16 protein-coding genes are annotated in these 17,608 nt (G+C 61.9%); 9 read left to right on the top strand and 7 right to left on the bottom strand.

The annotated features are described in order from the left end of the window. Positions 1–10: 10 nt before the first annotated feature. Positions 11–1,303, bottom strand: a complete 1,293-nt coding sequence (gene serS, locus CEW87_RS15260) for a serine--tRNA ligase (RefSeq protein ID WP_108974316.1) — start codon at positions 1,301–1,303, stop codon at positions 11–13. Positions 1,304–1,563: 260 nt separating this feature from the next. Between serS and CEW87_RS15255 the strand changes: the two genes are divergently transcribed. Next, complete coding sequence (locus CEW87_RS15255; protein ID WP_108947904.1) at positions 1,564–1,827, top strand: hypothetical protein; 264 nt, start codon at positions 1,564–1,566, stop codon at positions 1,825–1,827. Positions 1,828–1,861: 34 nt separating this feature from the next. On the opposite strand, the gene CEW87_RS15250 is transcribed toward CEW87_RS15255, so the two are convergent. The 4 genes from CEW87_RS15250 to CEW87_RS15235 all read right to left on the bottom strand — a co-directional run bounded on the left by CEW87_RS15250 (position 1,862) and on the right by CEW87_RS15235 (position 6,935). Continuing rightward, the gene (locus tag CEW87_RS15250) at positions 1,862–3,196 is read right to left on the bottom strand and encodes a replication-associated recombination protein A (protein ID WP_108974314.1); all 1,335 of its coding nucleotides are present in this window, start codon (positions 3,194–3,196) and stop codon (positions 1,862–1,864) included. Between the two features lie 10 nt (positions 3,197–3,206). Continuing rightward, positions 3,207–3,830 (bottom strand): outer membrane lipoprotein chaperone LolA, encoded by a 624-nt coding sequence (gene lolA / locus CEW87_RS15245; protein ID WP_234421757.1) that lies wholly within the window; start codon positions 3,828–3,830, stop codon positions 3,207–3,209. A gap of 2 nt (positions 3,831–3,832) precedes the next feature. Further along, the gene (locus CEW87_RS15240) at positions 3,833–6,124 is read right to left on the bottom strand and encodes a DNA translocase FtsK (protein ID WP_108974310.1); all 2,292 of its coding nucleotides are present in this window, start codon (positions 6,122–6,124) and stop codon (positions 3,833–3,835) included. 142 nt (positions 6,125–6,266) lie between these two features. Beyond that, positions 6,267–6,935, bottom strand: a complete 669-nt coding sequence (locus tag CEW87_RS15235; RefSeq protein WP_108974308.1) for a Crp/Fnr family transcriptional regulator — start codon at positions 6,933–6,935, stop codon at positions 6,267–6,269. 57 nt (positions 6,936–6,992) lie between these two features. Between CEW87_RS15235 and CEW87_RS15230 the strand changes: the two genes are divergently transcribed. The 3 genes from CEW87_RS15230 to CEW87_RS15220 all read left to right on the top strand — a co-directional run bounded on the left by CEW87_RS15230 (position 6,993) and on the right by CEW87_RS15220 (position 10,627). Beyond that, positions 6,993–8,078 (top strand): IS5 family transposase, encoded by a 1,086-nt coding sequence (locus CEW87_RS15230; RefSeq protein WP_075146924.1) that lies wholly within the window; start codon positions 6,993–6,995, stop codon positions 8,076–8,078. Positions 8,079–8,595: 517 nt separating this feature from the next. Next, positions 8,596–9,549 (top strand): thioredoxin-disulfide reductase, encoded by a 954-nt coding sequence (gene trxB / locus CEW87_RS15225; RefSeq protein ID WP_108947900.1) that lies wholly within the window; start codon positions 8,596–8,598, stop codon positions 9,547–9,549. 22 nt (positions 9,550–9,571) lie between these two features. Then, positions 9,572–10,627 (top strand): Smr/MutS family protein, encoded by a 1,056-nt coding sequence (locus CEW87_RS15220; RefSeq protein ID WP_108974306.1) that lies wholly within the window; start codon positions 9,572–9,574, stop codon positions 10,625–10,627. Between the two features lie 34 nt (positions 10,628–10,661). On the opposite strand, the gene CEW87_RS15215 is transcribed toward CEW87_RS15220, so the two are convergent. Beyond that, positions 10,662–11,000 (bottom strand): P-II family nitrogen regulator, encoded by a 339-nt coding sequence (locus CEW87_RS15215; protein WP_108951141.1) that lies wholly within the window; start codon positions 10,998–11,000, stop codon positions 10,662–10,664. Between the two features lie 48 nt (positions 11,001–11,048). Continuing rightward, positions 11,049–12,665 (bottom strand): NAD+ synthase, encoded by a 1,617-nt coding sequence (locus CEW87_RS15210; RefSeq protein WP_108974304.1) that lies wholly within the window; start codon positions 12,663–12,665, stop codon positions 11,049–11,051. A 196-nt stretch (positions 12,666–12,861) separates the two neighbouring features. Between CEW87_RS15210 and CEW87_RS15205 the strand changes: the two genes are divergently transcribed. The 5 genes from CEW87_RS15205 (at position 12,862) to CEW87_RS15185 (ending at position 17,477) form a co-directional block, all read left to right on the top strand. Further along, the gene (locus tag CEW87_RS15205) at positions 12,862–13,992 is read left to right on the top strand and encodes a GNAT family N-acetyltransferase (protein ID WP_108974302.1); all 1,131 of its coding nucleotides are present in this window, start codon (positions 12,862–12,864) and stop codon (positions 13,990–13,992) included. A gap of 223 nt (positions 13,993–14,215) precedes the next feature. Continuing rightward, on the top strand, positions 14,216–14,485 hold the full coding sequence (locus CEW87_RS15200) for a hypothetical protein (RefSeq protein ID WP_108974300.1): 270 nt from the start codon (positions 14,216–14,218) through the stop codon (positions 14,483–14,485). Between the two features lie 57 nt (positions 14,486–14,542). Further along, positions 14,543–15,157 carry a TetR/AcrR family transcriptional regulator gene (locus CEW87_RS15195; protein WP_234421548.1) on the top strand — a complete coding sequence of 205 codons (615 nt, stop codon included), beginning with the start codon at positions 14,543–14,545 and terminating at the stop codon, positions 15,155–15,157. Between the two features lie 114 nt (positions 15,158–15,271). Further along, on the top strand, positions 15,272–16,429 hold the full coding sequence (locus CEW87_RS15190) for an iron-containing alcohol dehydrogenase (RefSeq protein WP_108974296.1): 1,158 nt from the start codon (positions 15,272–15,274) through the stop codon (positions 16,427–16,429). A 1-nt stretch (position 16,430) separates the two neighbouring features. Next, positions 16,431–17,477 (top strand): NADP-dependent oxidoreductase, encoded by a 1,047-nt coding sequence (locus CEW87_RS15185; RefSeq protein WP_159098177.1) that lies wholly within the window; start codon positions 16,431–16,433, stop codon positions 17,475–17,477. Positions 17,478–17,608: the final 131 nt, after the last annotated feature.

The following is a 17,608-nucleotide window of genomic DNA, read 5'->3' as shown; positions in this document are numbered from 1 at the left end:
GCAGGATGGCTCAGGCGCCAGGCGTGAGCACCTCGATACCACCCATGTAAGGGCGCAGCACCGCAGGCACTTCGACCGATCCGTCCGCGCGCTGGTAGTTTTCGAGCACGGCAACCAGGGTACGACCGACCGCGAGACCCGATCCGTTCAGCGTATGCACCAGTTCATTCTTGCCCTGGGCGTTCTTGAAGCGGGCCTGCATGCGGCGTGCCTGGAAGGCTTCGCAGTTCGACACACTGGAGATCTCGCGATAGGTGTTCTGCGCGGGCAGCCACACCTCGAGATCGTAGGTCTTGGCGGCAGAGAAGCCCATGTCGCCGGTACACAGGGTGATGACGCGATAGGGCAGTTCGAGCTTCTGCAGAATGGCCTCGGCGTGACCGACCATCTCCTCGAGCGCGGCATCGCTCTGTTCGGGATGGGTGACCTGCACCATTTCAACCTTGTCGAACTGGTGCTGGCGGATCATGCCGCGGGTGTCGCGCCCCGCACTGCCCGCCTCCGAGCGGAAGCACGGGCTGTGGGCCGTCAGCTTGATCGGCAGCGCATCAACCGGCTGCACCTGTTCGCGGACGCTGTTGGTGAGCGAGATCTCGGCGGTCGAGATCAGATACTGCTCGGGACTCTCGTCGTCGCCCCCGCGCAGCACCCAGAACATGTCTTCCTTGAACTTGGGCAACTGACCCGTGCCGACCAGTACGTCGCGATTGACGATATAGGGCGTGTAGCACTCGGTATAGCCGTGCTCGCCCGTCTGCGTGTCGAGCATGAACTGCGCAAGTGCGCGATGCAGGCGCGCAATCTGGCCGCGCATGAAGGTGAAGCGTGAGCCGGAAAGCTTGGCACCGGTATCGAAGTCGAGACCGAGGGCTGCGCCCAGGTCGACATGGTCCTTGACCTCGAAATCGCAGGCAGCGGGCGTTCCCCAGCGACGCACCTCGACGTTGGCGGTCTCGTCCTCGCCCACCGGAACGCTTTCCTGCGGCAGGTTGGGCAGGCCCGAAAGGAAGTCGTTGAGCTTCTCCAGCACCAGCGGCAACGCCTGCTCGCAACGCTTCAGCTCGTCGCCGAGCTGGCCGACCTCGGCCATGACGGCGGAGGCATCTTCGCCCTTGCCCTTGAGCATGCCGATCTGCTTGGACAGGCTGTTGCGCTGGGCCTGCAGGTCCTGGGTGCGGGTCTGGAGTTGCTTGCGTTCTTCTTCGAGCGCGAGGAAGGCAGCGGTGTCGAGTTGAAGCCCGCGCGTGGCCAGGCGGGCCGCCACCACGTCGAGCTGAGAGCGAAGCATCTGGATATCGAGCATCGGTTATTCCTGAAGCGGTTTTGAATCAAATATTTAGACAGGGTAGCTGAGAACTTGCTGTTGCTCAGGCGTCTAAGCCAAGGGCCAAAAAGCGAATTTCGAGATTGCACCAAAATGGTACACTGCACAAATTGATTATATAAAACAATCGCTTACAACACATTCAAAGCGTAAATTTTCTTGTAAATGAAACGCCACAGCATAAAATGGAATGGGGAAACAAAGCTGCGTCAGACAGCACACAACTGGAGGAGTAAAGGATGCTATCCATTCGAGACTGCCTGGACTACTGTGATCTCACTGAAGACGAAGTTGCCTTGATTGCCGAACATGAAGGCATTCCCGACTGTGCGGCCGCTCAGATGGCCTGCGGTCTGGTGCAGACCCCCGAAGGGGTCGTACTGTTGACGCGTTACATGCTCGACCTGATCGAGAAAGCCGACGCCCGTGGCGAAACCGACAAGGCCACGGTGGCGCGTGACCTGTGCTCGAAGTTCATGACCGACCACCCTCTCCCGCACTGAGTCTCTCCGCATCAAATCCATCATTTCGCAGTCGTCAGCGTGAAGACTGCGCCGGGTCGGGTCGCGCGTTAGCGGCCTCGTCCAGGCGGCGCAGATGTGCGAGCTTGTCGGCGATCTTCGCTTCCATCCCGCGTGGCACCGGCTGATACCAGCCCGGCGCCGCCATGCCGTCAGGGAAGTAGTTCTCGCCCGCTGCATAGGCTTCGGGCTCGTCGTGTGCGTAACGGTAGGTCTTGCCGTAGCCGAGCGACTTCATGAGCCGCGTCGACGCATTCCGCAGGTGCAGCGGAACCGGTTGCGAACCGGACTCGGCCACATGCTTGCGCGCCGCATTGTAGGCCTTGTACACCGCGTTCGACTTGGCCGCGCACGCCAGAAAGATGGCGGCCTGGGCAAGCGCAAGCTCGCCTTCGGGCGAACCCAGGCGTTCGTAAGTTGCACAGGCATTCAGGCAGATCTCCTGCGCCCGCGGGTCTGCAAGGCCGATATCCTCCACCGCCATGCGCAGCAGACGACGGGCGATGTAGTGCGGATCGGCGCCGCCATCCAGCATCCGGCACAGCCAGTAGAGCGAGGCATCGGGGTTCGAGCCACGAATCGACTTGTGCAGGGCCGAGATCTGATCGTAGAAGGCCTCGCCTCCCTTGTCGAAACGACGCAGGTTGCGCGACAGGGCCTGATCGACGAACTCGGCACCAACCGGATTCACACCGGCCGTTTCGGCTGCGACCTGAATCTGTTCGACAAGATTCATCAGGCGACGCCCATCGCCATCGGCAAAGCCGACAAGGCGTTCGCGCGCAGCCTCGTCCACTTCAAGCTCGGGGCAGGCGATCAGGCGCGCACGTTCGAACAGGCCATTCATCGTCTCCGCATCAAGCGACTCGAGCACATACACCGCGGCACGCGACAGCAATGCGGAGTTGACCTCGAAAGACGGGTTCTCGGTGGTCGCGCCGATGAAGGTGACGAGGCCCTGTTCTACGAAGGGCAGAAAGGCGTCCTGTTGCGACTTGTTGAAGCGGTGGACTTCGTCCACGAACAGAATCGTGTGCCGGCCGCGCGCCTTGGCTGCCTGGGCCTGCTGTATGGCCTCGCGGATTTCCTTGACGCCCGAGAATACCGCGGACAGGGCCAGAAAATCGGCATCGAAGCCTTTTGCCATCAGGCGCGCCAGCGTGGTCTTGCCCACACCCGGCGGCCCCCACAGGATCATCGAGTGCGGCTTGCCCGATTCGAAAGCCAGCCTCAGCGGCTTGCCCGGCCCGAGCAGATGACGCTGCCCCGCCACTTCGTCCAGCGTGGCCGGGCGCATGCGCTCTGCCAGCGGCACGCTTGGCGGCGATTGTGATTCGAAAAGATCGCTCATCGGCAGTGCGTCAGGGGGTACCGATCACGTCAGCACCGGCAGGCGGCACAAAACGGAAGCGCCCTGCGTCCTGCGCCGGGTTGGCCTGCAGGCGGGTGAAGCGAATAAGCGTGGTCTGACCAAAGTTGTCACGCAACTCCATGCGCTTGAGCTGGCCGTCGAGCAAACCGATGCGCATCGACTCGAAACTGCTCTCGGCCTTGCGCGGGCTGGCATCGACCCAGGACAGGCCGTCGCTGTCACCACCTTCACCGAGCATGAAGTCCTTCTCCAGATCACCTTGCCCGAACAGGATCGCCGCCGGCGTAGCGCCCAGCGCATCGCCGATCGGGCGTACCGTGACCTGGTTGAGATCACGGTCCCACGACCACAGACGCTCGCCATCGCCAACCAGCAGCTGCTGGTAAGGCAGTTCGTATTCCCAGCGGAACTTGCCCGGCCGTGAAAACGCAAAGCGGCCCGCCGCCTGCTGCGGCTTGCGCCCCGAGCGCGCCATTACGGTCTGCTCGAATTCACCTTCCGCACTGCGCGTCACGGAAACAAACTGGCGCAACTGGGCAATCGCGTCCGCGGCCAATGTCGAACCGGCTGCGAGCGACAGCACCATCGCCGCAGCGAGCTGGAGAGCTTTCATATTCATTCGCCTTCCTTCGGCGGCACGATCACTTCGCGGTTGCCGTTGCTGCCCATCGGCGACACCAGCCCCGCCCGTTCCATCTGTTCGATGAGGCGCGCCGCACGGTTGTAGCCAATGCGCAGGTGTCGCTGCACCAGTGAAATAGAGGGGCGACGGGTCTTGACCACGATCTCGACCGCCTGGTCGTAGAGCGCATCCGTTTCGGTGTCGCCACCCTCGCCGCCGCTGCCAAGCGCAGCCTCGAGATCGTCCTCGGGCGCGGCCAGAATCCCGTCGATGTAGTCTGGCGGCCCCAGACGCTTGAGGTGATCGACCACCTTGTGCACTTCCTCGTCGGCCACGAATGCGCCGTGCACCCGCACCGGCAGGCCCGTACCCGGTGCCAGATAGAGCATGTCGCCCATGCCCAGCAGTGCCTCGGCACCCATCTGATCGAGGATGGTGCGTGAATCGATCTTGCTCGACACCTGGAAGGAAATACGCGTCGGCACGTTAGCCTTGATCAGACCGGTGATGACGTCGACCGAAGGACGCTGGGTGGCGAGAATCAGGTGGATGCCTGCTGCCCGCGCCTTCTGTGCCAGACGGGCGATCAGTTCTTCGACCTTCTTGCCCACCACCATCATCATGTCGGCGAGTTCGTCGACCACGACCACGATGTACGGCAGGGTTTCGAGCGGCTCGGGGCTTTCCGGGGTGATCGAGAACGGGTTGGTCAGCGGGGTTTCGTTCTTGCGCGCTTCCACCACAGCCTTGTTGAAGCCCGCAAGGTTACGCACACCCACCGCGGCCATCAGCTTGTAGCGCTTGTCCATCTCGGTCACGCACCAGTTGAGCGCGTTGGCCGCGTGTTTCATGTCGGTCACGACCGGGGCCAGCAGGTGCGGGATGCCTTCGTAGATCGACAGTTCCAGCATCTTGGGGTCGACCATGATCAGGCGCACGCGCTCCGGCTCGCTCTTGTACACCAGCGACAGGATCATCGCGTTGATACCGACCGACTTACCCGAACCCGTCGTACCCGCCACCAGCAGGTGCGGCATCTTTGCCAGATCGGCGACCACCGGCTGACCACCGATGTCCTTGCCCAGCGCCACCGTGAGGGGTGAGTTCATGTCGTTGTAGGCACGCGATCCGAGAATCTCCGACAGACGCACGGTCTGGCGCTTGGGGTTCGGCAGTTCCAGCGCCATGCATGACTTGCCTGGCACGGTTTCCACCATGCGGATCGACACCATCGACAGCGCACGAGCGAGATCCTTGGCCAGATTCACCACCTGGCTGCCTTTCACGCCGACGGCGGGCTCGATCTCGTAACGCGTGATGACCGGGCCGGGATAGGCTGCGAGCACCTTCACTTCAACACCGAAATCGGCCAGCTTCGTTTCGATCAGGCGCGAGGTAAACTCAAGCGCCTCAGGCGAAGGCGGCTCACCATTGACCGTTGGCGGGTCGAGCAGCCCCAGCGGCGGAATCGCACCTTCGCCGACATCGCTAAACAGCTTCTGCTGACGTTCTTTCTCGAGCCGTGGCGAGCGCGGCACTTCGACCACGGCGGGCTCGATACGGAGAGGCTGCGGTGGCGCCTGTTCGACCTTGCGACGCCGGGTCTCGATCACCGCTTCACGCTTCTGGGCCACCTCCTGACCAACACGGCGGTCCTGCCAACGCTTCCACGCAGCCTGAGTGCCAAGCACGGCCTGCTCGACCAGGCCTCCAACTCGCTCTGCAGCAGACAGCCAGGAGATGCCCGTAAACAAGGACAAACCGGAGGCCATCAGCGCCAGCAACAGTAAGGTGCCGCCTGTAAAACCGAAGTTGCGCTGCACGATCTGTCCGAACTCCATGCCGAACAGGCCGCCGGGCGTGAGCGGCAAGGATGCGCCATGCGAATGAAAACGGAGAAACTCGAGCGCGCTGCTGGTCACCAGCACAACCAGGAAGCCCGCGAACACGAAGAAGAAGGAGCGGCGATCAAGCGTGAGCTGCTTCTTGATCCGCCGCAGCCCCCACATCAGTGCGTAGCCGAGAAAGACGAACCACCACCAGGCCGAAATGCCGTGGAGATAAAGCAGAAGATCGGCCAGCCATGCACCGAAGCGGCCGCCGGGATTGCTGACGCGCGATACCGCAGAGGCGTGGGACCAGCCCGGATCGGCCTTGTTGTAGCCCAGCAGCACCAGACCGATATAGAGCGACATCACGCCCAGAATCAGCCAGCGAGCTTCCTGCAACAACAGCGAGATTTTTTCGGGCAGGGGCTGGGAACGGGATGACGAGCGAGACAGCATCAGGAGGATCTGCAATCGGGACAGGAACGACGGACCCCGATTATATGCGATCAGCCGGCCCCGCCGCCCCCGATGTTGCCCCGCGAAACAAACTGGCACACAGCCAGCGCCCGCCGGTGTGCCTCAAGACAGGCTTCGATACTCAGATCTCGCTCAGGCGATCCCGCAGAATAATGCCCTGCGGGGTCTCTTCGATGAGCCCTTGCTGGCCGAGGTCCTTCATGACCCGGCTCACCATCTCGCGCGAGGCCCCGATCATCTTGGCAATGTCCTGCTTGGAAATCTTGCGCACGACAACCGTCTCGCCATCGACATCCTCGGCCATCTCGATCAGCAGACCTGCGACCCGGCCGTACACATCCATCAGCGCAAGGCTTTCGATCTTTCGGTCCGCATTGCGCAGGCGTTCAGCCAGATTGCACATGATGCGCCAGGCAACTTCGAAGTTTTCCTGCATCAACTGGCGGAAATCCTGCTTGGAAATCATCACCAGATCAGCCGCCACCACCGCCACCACCGAAGCCGAACGGGGCTGTTCGCCAAACATGCCCATTTCACCGAAGAGTTCGCCCTGCCCGAGGATGGACAGGATGACCTCGCGCCCGTCCTCGTCGCTGACCACCACCTTGAGGCTGCCGGTCAAAACGAAATAGACATAATCGGTGCGATCGCCCGCACGGACCACTGACTGCCCGCGCGGAAAACGCCGCATCATCGCAACGCGTGCGACCGATGCGAGCACGTCGTCCGGAAAGCCGACGAACAGCGGGAAGGTTTTAACAGGATGTTGATTTAATAGGTTTTCCAGCATCCATGCGGGTTGTGAGGCTGATATAATTACATCTGCATTAAGAAACTGATTATTCTCATGCGCGGCATCGACCATAAACAGAACGCCCTGTTCAGCTACGTCAATATCGAAGACCGCATTGACCGGGATCATCCGTTGCGCCGGATCAAAACGCTGGCCGATATGGTTCTGCGCACGATGTCGCCGCAATTCGATGCGTTGTATGCCGATGGTGGCCGCCCGTCGATTGCACCGGAACGCTTGTTGCGGGCGTCGCTGTTGCAATGTCTGTTTTCGATTCGCTCGGAGCGTGCGCTGGTCGAGCATATCGATTTCAACATGATGTTCCGGTGGTTCGTCGGCATGACGCTGGACGAGCCGGTCTGGGATCACTCGACGTTCAGCGCCAATCGCGAGCGGCTCCTCAAGGAGAGCGTGATGCGCGAGTTCTTCGGTGGCGTGGTGGCGATCGCCGAATGGGCCGAGCTGGTGTCGGACGAGCATTTCAGTGTCGACGGCTCGCTGTTGCGGGCGTGGGCCTCGCACAAGAGCATGATGGCCCGGGACGGCTCCGACGAGCCGCCCGGACCGGATCAGGGACGCAACCCCGAGGTGGACTTTCGCGGCAAGAAGCGCTCGAACAAGACGCACGTCTCGCGCACCGACCCGCAGGCCCTGCTCGCCAGCAAGGGCGGCGGCGTGGCGTACCTGAGCTACACCACGCATGCGTTGGCCGAGAATCGTCACGGTCTGATCGTCGATGTCCACACTACGACCGCCACCGGAACCGCTGAGCGTGAGGCGGCGTTGGTGATGGCCAGGCGCAGCATCAAGCCCGGCAATTCGGCGCACAAGCCGACGCTGGCGGCCGACCGGGGGTACGACACCGCCGAGTTCATCGCCGCGCTCGAGCCGCTGGGCATTGCCCCGCATGTCGCGGCCAAGGTCAAGGGCAGCGCCGTGCCCAATGAGGTGAAGTCGTCCCCCGGTTACGCGGTCAGCCTGCGCCGACGCAAGATGATCGAAGAGGCCTTTGGCTGGGCGAAGGATATCGGCACGCTGCGCCATGCGATGGCGCGTGGGCTGGATCGAATCCGTGCGCATGCGTTGCTCAATTTCTCGGCTTATAACCTGACGAGATTGGGCAATCTGCTGGCGCCGTAATTCGCGGGCGCCCTGGCGCCCTGCGGATGGGAAACGTTGTAGTCGAAAAACCATGTCTTTGCGGCGACAGGAGCGCTGCTGATTTGCGGTAGCACAATCGACGGAAAAGTCAGCTTGAATCGGCATGATCACGGGGAAAGCGGGCGATTTTCAAAGTCGATTTTTCCCAGGGGACTGGAAACCGAAGGTGAACCCGAGATTTTCAACACCCTGTTAAGTGCGGTAATTGAAACTGAGGTAGCTTGACTCATGAAGTCTCCGTCTGGCGGGCGTTCGAGCAGCAACGAGCGTCTGAATTTATATGATGGGCGAGAGTATAAACGAATGGGTGACTGCGCTGCTCAACATGGGCCGCGAGGCCACACGTGCTTTCACATCACCCTGTGCCAGTCCGCTCCATCCGCTGCCTTCCACGCACCGGTCTTCCATTGGCGGGGGCTATCGACTCGATTGATCTGAGCGCTGCGGCCGGTCAGCTATAATTCGCGCCATTGCCAACACGCTGGAACGCTACACCATGACCACCAAGCATGCCCGCCTGCTCATTCTCGGCTCCGGACCCGCAGGCTACACTGCGGCCGTCTACGCGGCCCGAGCCAACCTCAACCCGGTCATGATCACCGGCCTCGCCCAGGGCGGACAGCTGATGACGACCACCGAGGTAGACAACTGGCCGGCGGACGCAGACGGCGTAATGGGGCCCGACCTGATGTCGCGCTTCCAGAAGCACGCCGAGCGCTTCAACACCGAGATGATTTTCGACCACATCCACACGGCGAAGCTGACCGAGCGCCCGTTCAGGCTCATCGGCGACTCCGGCGAGTACACCTGCGACGCGCTGATCATCTCCACCGGCGCCACCGCAAAGTATCTTGGCCTGCCGTCGGAAGAAAAGTTCGCCGGTCGCGGGGTGTCTGCCTGCGCAACCTGCGACGGTTTCTTCTACCGCAATCAGGACGTGGCCGTGGTCGGCGGCGGCAACACCGCCGTTGAGGAAGCGCTCTACCTCTCCAACATCGCCAAGAAGGTCACCGTGGTCCATCGCCGCGAGAAGTTCCGCGCCGAGAAGATCATGATCGACAAGATGATGGAAAAGGTTGCAGCCGGCAAAATCGAACTCGTACTCGACTCCACCCTTGACGAAGTGCTCGGCGACAATTCCGGCGTGACCGGAATGCGGGTGAAGAACGTGAACACCGGCGAGACGCGCGACGTGGCGCTGCAAGGCGTGTTCATCGCCATCGGCCACAAGCCCAACACCGACATTTTCGAGGGTCAGATCGAGATGGAGGGCGGCTACATCGTCACCGAAGGCGGTCGCAACGGCAACGCAACCCAGACCAGCATCAAGGGCATCTTCGCCGCGGGTGACGTACAGGATCACATCTACCGTCAGGCCGTAACCTCGGCCGGCACCGGCTGCATGGCTGCGCTCGACGCCGAGCGTTACCTCGACGCGCTGGGACACTGAGCCCGCCTCGTAAGCCCCCCCAATGGCACGCAAACCAAGCCCTGCATCCACCAATGCCAACAAGGCGGATGCAGGAAAAAGCGCAGACAACCCGTTCAAAGCCTTGTCGGCCCTGAGGGGGCGCACTGCGTCGGTTGGCGCGCCAGCGGGAACTCCAAAAAAGAAGGCGCCGGCACCCGACTCAACAGCGCTGGGGGAGGTCGACGCCGACGATCTCGAGCTCTTTCGACGCTCGCAGACTGGCGTAGCGCCGCTGGCCAGGCAGGACCGCGCCGAAATCGACACTCCTCGCCCTGCCCCGGTTCCGCGCAGCAAGACGCCAGAGACGGCACCCGAACCTGCCCCCTCGCGCAAGACCGGCGACCCTTTATTCGCAGCGTATGCCGACGTCACGCCGATTGCCGACAGTGGCAGGGTCGTCCTCGGACAGGCGCCGAGTCGCCGCGTATACACGTCGGATCAGCCCGCGACCACAGACAAGGCCAGTCTTGCTCCCGGCGAAATGCCACCTGTCGTGCTGCCGCCTGACGCCGACCTGTCCGATCCTTCCAAGCTGTTCCGCCTCGCAGCACGCGGCGCGCAGCAGATCGACGACCGCAATCGGGTCGAATTACCGACAAACGCCCCTGCCCCGGCACCACTCAAGCGCGAAGCGGACGAGCGCGAGGCCTTGAGCGAATCGCTCTCCGCCCCGCTGACCTTTGAAGACCGCCTGGATATGGGCGATGAGGCCGCCTTCCTTCGACCCGGCCTGCCCAGGCGCGTGCTGACCGATCTGCGCCGCGGGCGCTGGGTGCTCCAGGGCGAACTCGACCTGCATGGTCTGACCCGTGACGAAGCACGCGATGCGCTCGCCCACTTTCTGGCGCACAGCCTGCAACAGGGCCGGCGCTGCATTCGGGTGATACATGGAAAGGGACTGGGCTCACCCGGACGGGTGTCCATTCTCAAACAACTCTCGCGCGGCTGGCTCGCTCAGCGCGAAGAGATTCTCGCCTTCTGCCAGGCGGGGCCGCACGATGGCGGCGGCGGAGCCCTGCTGGTGCTGATGAGGGCACCGAACGCAGCCCGTCGCTGAACAACCCCGGCAACCCGTGCCGGGGCAAGCCCGATCAGATGGCAGCTTCGTCGGTTTCACCGGTGCGGATGCGCACCACTTGCTCAACCGAGGACACAAAGATCTTGCCGTCGCCGATCTTGCCGGTCTGCGCAGCCTTGATGATGGCCTCAACGGTCTGTTCGACCAGGTCGTTGCCGATCACGATCTCGACTTTGATCTTGGGCAGGAAGTCGACGACATACTCGGCGCCACGATAGAGCTCGGTATGGCCCTTCTGGCGACCAAAGCCCTTCACCTCGGTCACGGTCAGGCCGGTAATGCCCACTTCGGACAAGGCCTCACGGACTTCGTCGAGTTTGAACGGCTTGATGATCGCTTCGATTTTCTTCATCTCATTCTCCTGGTTGGCGCCACGGCAACGGCCATGACGCATACGCGCTCAATATTCGTCCTGATAGCGCGATGTTATCGGATAACGCCAATCCCTGCCGAAACCACGCTGCGTTACGCGGATGCCGACCGGGGATTGGCGGCGTTTGTACTCGTTGCGTTTGAGCATGCCCACGGTGCGACGCACGTCCGCTTCAGGATAGCCCGCCGCGATGATTTCCCGGGGCGACTCGTCGCGCTCCATGTAGGCCTCGATGATGGCATCGAGCACCTCGTATTCAGGCAAGCTGTCCTGGTCGGTCTGATCCGGCTTCAGCTCGGCCGATGGCGGACGATCGATGATGTTCTGCGGAATCACCTCACCCACCGAATTACGCCAGTTCGACAAACGATAGACCAGCGTCTTGTAAATGTCCTTGAGCACCGCGAAGCCACCCGCCATATCGCCGTAAAGGGTTGCGTAGCCGGTTGCCATTTCGCTCTTGTTACCGGTGGTCAGCACGATGGCACCGGTCTTGTTCGACAGCGCCATCAGGATCATGCCCCGAATCCGGCTCTGCAGGTTCTCCTCGGTCGTATCGGCCGGCAAGCCTTCGAACTGCGGTGCAAGCAGCGCCTCGAAGCCCTTCATCACCGATTCGATCGGAATCTCGTCATAGCGCACCCCAAGCCGGCGCACCATCTCGCGCGAGTCGTCTAGACTCATCTGCGCGGTGTAGGGCGAAGCCATCATCACCGCACGCACACGGTCTGCGCCCAGCGCATCGACCGCAATCGCGAGCGTGAGCGCCGAGTCGATACCGCCCGACAACCCAATGATCACGCCCGGAAAACCGTTCTTGCCGAGATAGTCCCGAACGCCCACGCGCAGCGCTTCGTACACCTCGGCCTCCGTCCCCGGCCGCTCGCAGCGGATATCCGACACCCAGCGTCCGTCGCGCAAGGCCAGGATATCGACCCGCTCCTCGAATGCGCTGGCCTGATAGGCGAGCGCGCCGTCGCCATCAAGCGCGAAAGAGCCACCGTCGAACACGAGTTCGTCCTGCCCACCCACCATGTTGCAATACAGCACCGGCAGCCCGGTTTCGCTTACCCGTTCGCGCAGGACTTCATGGCGCAGCGCCTGCTTGTTGACATGGTAAGGCGAGGCATTGAGCGACAGCAGCACCTCGGCCCCCGCCGCACGCGCAGCGTCCGCTGGCCCCGGCGCCCAGACGTCCGCACAGATATTGATCCCCAGCTTCACGCCCTTCAGGCTGAACACACAGGCATCCGAACCCGCCTCGAAATAGCGCAGCTCGTCAAAGACTTCGTAATTGGGCAGAAGATGCTTGTGATAGGTCGCGACGATCTCGCCATCCTTGATGACGGAGGCCGCGTTGTAGCGCCGCTCACCGCGCTGCTGCGGATGGCCGACCACGACACACAGCCCGTCCGCGGCCTGCGCAATGCGCTGCAGTTCGCGATCGCAGGCGCGATAGAAGTCGGGGCGCAGCAGCAAGTCCTCCGGCGGGTAACCCGCAAGCGCGAGCTCTGGCGTTAACAGCAGATCGGCTCCCGCCGCGCGTGCGCGCGCGATGGCATCGATAATGCGGTCCGCGTTGGCGGCGAGATCGCCAACGGTGAAATTAAGCTGGGCAACAGCGATCGAAAGCGTGGTATTCATGGGATATAACTATACCGCGTCGAGCCCGTGCCGCTGCGGTGCGTAGCGCCAAAATCTTCACAGAGTGCGTGGGCAAAGCTGTGGATAAGAGCGGGGCACCACGCTCAAGCAGTTGCATGCAAAGCACTTTTTACAATTGCACAAAAAACAGGCAGTCGCGAGCCATCCAACACCGCCCGACAGTAAAGACAGAAAAATGTCCGAGAAAAACGGTTTCCATCTCATCCCATCCCTCGTCGACATCGAAGCTGCGCAATGGAACGCCATCGCTGGCGGACAGGCCTGCCTGTCCCACGCATTCCTCAGCACGCTGGAAAGCACCGCCTGTGTTGGTGGAAAAACCGGCTGGACGCCACAGCACGCCACCCTCTGGCGCGATGGCGAACTGGTCGCGGCCATGCCGCTGTACCTGAAGGTCCACTCCTACGGCGAGTATGTTTTCGACTGGGCCTGGGCCGACGCCTACGCACGCAATGGCCTCGATTACTACCCCAAATGGCTGTCCGCCCTGCCCTTTTGCCCCATCCCCGGTACGCGCCTGCTCGGCCGCAACGCGGACGACCGCAAGACCCTGCTCGCTGCGACCCTCGCACTGGCGGCGGACAGCGGACTCTCGTCGTTCCACCTGCTGTTTCCAACCGAGGAGGAAGGCTCATGGATGCGCGAAGCCGGCATGATGCTGCGCAACGGCGTGCAGTTTCACTGGCATAACGCCGGTTATGCAGACTTTGACGCATTCCTCGCCCACCTCAACCACGACAAACGCAAGAAGATCCGGCAGGAGCGACGCCGCACCGGTGATCATGGCCTGTCCCTGCGCTGGCTTGACGGGCATACGGCCTCTGCATCCGACTGGGCATTCTTCTATCGCTGTTACGCCACGACCTACGCGCTTCACCGCTCAACCCCCTATCTGACCCCCGACTTCTTCACCACGCTGGCCCGCGACATGCCGGACGGCGTACGTCTGCTGCTGGCCGAGCGCGATGGCGAAGCGCTTGCGGGCGCCTTCTACCTTTGCGACGGAGAAGCCCTGTACGGACGTTACTGGGGTGCAACCGAGTCCCTGCCCTTCCTGCACTTCGAGTTGTGCTATTACCAGGCAATCGACTACTGCATCCGCCATGGCCTGAGCCGTTTTGAAGGCGGCGCCCAGGGCGAGCACAAGCTGTCGCGTGGCCTCGAACCGGTCGTGACCCGCTCGGCCCACTGGATCGCAGACCGGCGCTTTCGCGATGCGGTCGATCGCTTTCTCGAACAGGAAAGCACCGGCATCCAGTTCTATCTGGACGAGCTTTCCGAACGGTCGCCGTTTCGCAATACATGAAGCATCCAGCGCTGCCTGGCAATATTCGCTCGACATCCTCTGATTCGCACGAAGATTGCAAAAAAGCGACAAATCGCGACTCTGAATGCCGAAAATTCGATCAATCGTGTCAAAGCTCACAACATAGGCGCACTATTGGGTCGACAGTAAGTCAAGACCGGGACGCAGATGCCGTTATTTATAGCAAGAGCAAACCGTCTGGAACATCTGACAGAGGCCCATCATGAACAGGACACAACTTCTCATCGTTGACGGCGACCGCAGCAACGAAGACCCCAACCACTGGCACGGCTCGATCGAACATGCCATCGCAAGCGCCATACAGGACGGCTACTGCATTGGCCGCCGGGTGCGGATCGGGCAGGTCGAAGGCCGCATAATCGGCTTCAACATCGGCACCTTCGGGTCTTATCACGGCGCCGTCTATCCCTTGCTGGTCGCAACCGAACTCGGCACTGCCAAGTGCCGCATGAGCGAGATCACTGCGATCTGAGCTCGATTGCAGCACATAATCTCGGGAAGCGGAAATTAGAACTAGACGACCGGTCTAATGGAGCGTATCGTTCGCCCCATGGTCACCGAACACACCGACGTGCGTCAGCACATTCTCGATACCGCCAAACCCATCATCCTGGGCAAAGGCTTCTCTGCAGTCGGGCTCAACGAACTGCTATCGGCTGCCGACGTACCCAAGGGTTCGTTCTACCACTACTTCAAATCCAAGGAAGCATTCGGCGAGGCGCTGCTCGATAGCTATTTCTCCAGCTATCGCTTACGCCTGTCCGATCTGTTGAGCAGTGGCGGCGGCTCGGCCGGCGAGCGCCTGATGAATTACTGGCAGCAGTGGCTCGACACCCAGGCCAGCGACGGCACCGACGGTAAGTGCCTCGCGGTAAAACTGGGCGGAGAAGTGTCAGACATCTCGGAGCCGATGCGGATTGCACTTGCGCGCGGCACCAGCAGCATCGTCGAACTCATCGCCGGCTGCATTCGGGAGGCACAGCAGGACGCCTCACTACCCGCCGAAATCGATGCCGACGAGTGCGCCCTGACGCTTTACAACCTCTGGCTGGGTGCAACGGTACTGACCAAGATCCGTCGTGACAGCAGTGCGCTCGAAGCGGCCATGACAACCACCCGGCAACTGCTGAAACAGGCTCCCTGAGCGTCAGAACAGACGCTCTACCGTTTATTCAAACCCTCTCCGGCTGTGCATCACCCTCACAAGCCGACTTTTACCCAACACCAAGACGACCGGTCTATTACAGGAAATATAGAAATGCAGAATTTTGAGTTCTACAACCCGACGAAAATCGTTTTCGGCACTGAAACCATCTCCCGCCTCGCCGAGCTGGTGCCATCGGACGCCCGTGTGCTGATCCTCTACGGCGGCAGCAGCGCGCAGAAGAACGGCACGCTGGATGAAGTCAAATCGGCATTGGGCGCACGAACGGTGCGCGAATTCGCCGGTATCGAGCCGAATCCGACCTACGAAACGCTGATGCGGGCGGTCGAGCAGATCCGCAGCGAAAAGCTCGACTTCCTGCTCGCGGTGGGCGGTGGCTCGGTCATCGACGGCACCAAGTTCGTCGCGGCCGCAGTGAACTTTAACGGGGACCCGTGGGAGATCCTGCTCACCCACGGCCAGAATGTAGAGGGCGCACTGCCCTTCGGCAGCGTGCTGACCCTGCCCGCGACGGGTTCCGAGATGAACTGCGGAGCGGTCATTACCCGCAGCGAAACCCAGACCAAGCTCGCCTTCCTGAGCCCCCACGTGTTCCCGCGCTTCTCGGTGCTCGACCCGAGCAAGACCTACACCCTGCCGCGCAGACAGATCGCCAACGGCGTGGTCGACGCCTTTGTTCACACCGTCGAGCAATACCTCACCTACCCCGTCGGCGGCATGGTGCAGGACCGTTTTGCTGAAGGTCTGCTGCAAACCCTGATCGAGATCGGACCAAAAGCCCTTGAGACCCCCGAAGACGCGGATGTACGGGCCAACCTGATGTGGGTTGCGACGATGGCACTGAACGGACTGATCGGCGCCGGCGTACCGCAGGACTGGGCGACGCACATGATCGGTCACGAACTCACGGCGGCTCACGGCATCGACCATGCCCGCACCCTGGCCATCGTACTGCCCTCGCTTCTGAACGTTCAGCGCGAACAAAAGCGCGACAAGTTGCTGCAGTACGCCGCCCGCGTGTGGCAGATCGACAGCGGTACCGAGGACCAGCGCATCGACGAGGCCATCCGCCGCACCGCGCAGTTCTTCGAGTCGCTCGGCGTCAAAACCCGCCTCGCGGATTATGAACTGGGCGCTGAAGCCATCGACAATATCGTCGCCCAGCTCGAGATCCACGGCATGACCGCACTTGGCGAACGCAAGGACATCACCCTGGCCGTGAGCCGGACCATTCTCGAAGGAGCACGCTGACATGAATACGCTCGTGAACCAGAACACCACCCGCAACCGCCGCATCCTGCTCAACTCGCGCCCGGTCGGCGCACCGGTCGACGCCAACTTCCGCATCGACGAAGCACCGATTCCGCAGCCGGCAACCGGCCAGATCCTGCTGCGCACGCTGTATCTGTCGCTCGACCCCTACATGCGCGGCCGCATGAGCGACGGACCGTCCTATGCAGCGCCGGTCGGCATTGGCGAAACCATGGTCGGCGGCACGGTCGCAAAGGTCGAGGCATCTCAACATCCTGACTATCAGGCGGGCGACCTCGTACTCTCCTTTTCGGGCTGGCAGGACTACGCCATCTCGGATGGCACCGGCCTGATCAAGCTCGCTCCAGACATGGCTCAGCCCTCGATGGCGCTCGGCGTACTCGGCATGCCCGGCTTCACCGCCTACATGGGCCTGCTCGACATCGGCCAGCCAAAGGCGGGTGACACGGTCGTGGTCGCCGCCGCCAGCGGCGCCGTAGGCGCACTTGTGGGCCAGATCGCGAGACTCAAGGGCTGCCGCGTGGTGGGTATCGCAGGCGGCAGCGAGAAGTGTCGTTATGTGGTGGAGGAGCTCGGCTTCGATGCGTGTATCGATCACCGCAGCCCCGATCTGCCAGCTGCGCTGGCCGCGGCATGCCCCGATGGCATCGATGTGTATTTCGAGAGTGTGGGCGGAGCGGTTTTCGACGCGGTATTGCCCCTGCTCAACACCGGTGCACGGGTTCCGCTGTGCGGGATGATCTCCCACTACAACGACACTGAACTGCCCGCTGGGCCCGACCGCCTCGGCCTGCTCACACGCACGCTGCTCGTCAAGCGCATCAAGATGCAGGGCTTCATCATCTTTGATGACTACGGCCATCGCTACAACGAGTTTTTCACCCAGATGAGTGCCTGGCTGAAGGAAGGCAAGATCAAGTTCCGCGAGGACATCGTGGACGGCCTCGAGAATGCTCCGCAAGCCTTCATGGGCCTGCTCGAAGGGCGCAACTTTGGCAAGTTGCTGGTACGCGTCGCAAATTCATGATCAATCTCGCCCCGCAGACGCAGATGCAGGGGCGATGACCCAATGCAGGCGTGCAGGACGGCGCCCATGGATGGAAATCCCGGGCGCCCGGTCCCACGCCGGCCCAATAAGACATTGCTATACGATCAGGA

It is taken from the genome of Parazoarcus communis, from assembly GCF_003111665.1.
Classification (GTDB): domain Bacteria; phylum Pseudomonadota; class Gammaproteobacteria; order Burkholderiales; family Rhodocyclaceae; genus Parazoarcus; species Parazoarcus communis_B.
The sequence above is the reverse complement of the archived record's forward strand: the minus strand, read 5'-3'. Positions and strand labels throughout refer to the sequence as shown.

What these genes read in the sequence shown, in the direction of transcription:
- serS (WP_108974316.1), bottom strand. Translation starts at nt 1,303, where the DNA reads ATGCTCGATATCCAGATGCTTCGCTCTCAGCTCGACGTGGTGGCGGCC.
- CEW87_RS15255 (WP_108947904.1), top strand. Translation starts at nt 1,564, where the DNA reads ATGCTATCCATTCGAGACTGCCTGGACTACTGTGATCTCACTGAAGAC.
- CEW87_RS15250 (WP_108974314.1), bottom strand. Translation starts at nt 3,196, where the DNA reads ATGAGCGATCTTTTCGAATCACAATCGCCGCCAAGCGTGCCGCTGGCA.
- lolA (WP_234421757.1), bottom strand. Translation starts at nt 3,830, where the DNA reads ATGAAAGCTCTCCAGCTCGCTGCGGCGATGGTGCTGTCGCTCGCAGCC.
- CEW87_RS15240 (WP_108974310.1), bottom strand. Translation starts at nt 6,124, where the DNA reads ATGCTGTCTCGCTCGTCATCCCGTTCCCAGCCCCTGCCCGAAAAAATC.
- CEW87_RS15235 (WP_108974308.1), bottom strand. Translation starts at nt 6,935, where the DNA reads ATGCTGGAAAACCTATTAAATCAACATCCTGTTAAAACCTTCCCGCTG.
- CEW87_RS15230 (WP_075146924.1), top strand. Translation starts at nt 6,993, where the DNA reads ATGCGCGGCATCGACCATAAACAGAACGCCCTGTTCAGCTACGTCAAT.
- trxB (WP_108947900.1), top strand. Translation starts at nt 8,596, where the DNA reads ATGACCACCAAGCATGCCCGCCTGCTCATTCTCGGCTCCGGACCCGCA.
- CEW87_RS15220 (WP_108974306.1), top strand. Translation starts at nt 9,572, where the DNA reads ATGGCACGCAAACCAAGCCCTGCATCCACCAATGCCAACAAGGCGGAT.
- CEW87_RS15215 (WP_108951141.1), bottom strand. Translation starts at nt 11,000, where the DNA reads ATGAAGAAAATCGAAGCGATCATCAAGCCGTTCAAACTCGACGAAGTC.
- CEW87_RS15210 (WP_108974304.1), bottom strand. Translation starts at nt 12,665, where the DNA reads ATGAATACCACGCTTTCGATCGCTGTTGCCCAGCTTAATTTCACCGTT.
- CEW87_RS15205 (WP_108974302.1), top strand. Translation starts at nt 12,862, where the DNA reads ATGTCCGAGAAAAACGGTTTCCATCTCATCCCATCCCTCGTCGACATC.
- CEW87_RS15200 (WP_108974300.1), top strand. Translation starts at nt 14,216, where the DNA reads ATGAACAGGACACAACTTCTCATCGTTGACGGCGACCGCAGCAACGAA.
- CEW87_RS15195 (WP_234421548.1), top strand. Translation starts at nt 14,543, where the DNA reads ATGGAGCGTATCGTTCGCCCCATGGTCACCGAACACACCGACGTGCGT.
- CEW87_RS15190 (WP_108974296.1), top strand. Translation starts at nt 15,272, where the DNA reads ATGCAGAATTTTGAGTTCTACAACCCGACGAAAATCGTTTTCGGCACT.
- CEW87_RS15185 (WP_159098177.1), top strand. Translation starts at nt 16,431, where the DNA reads ATGAATACGCTCGTGAACCAGAACACCACCCGCAACCGCCGCATCCTG.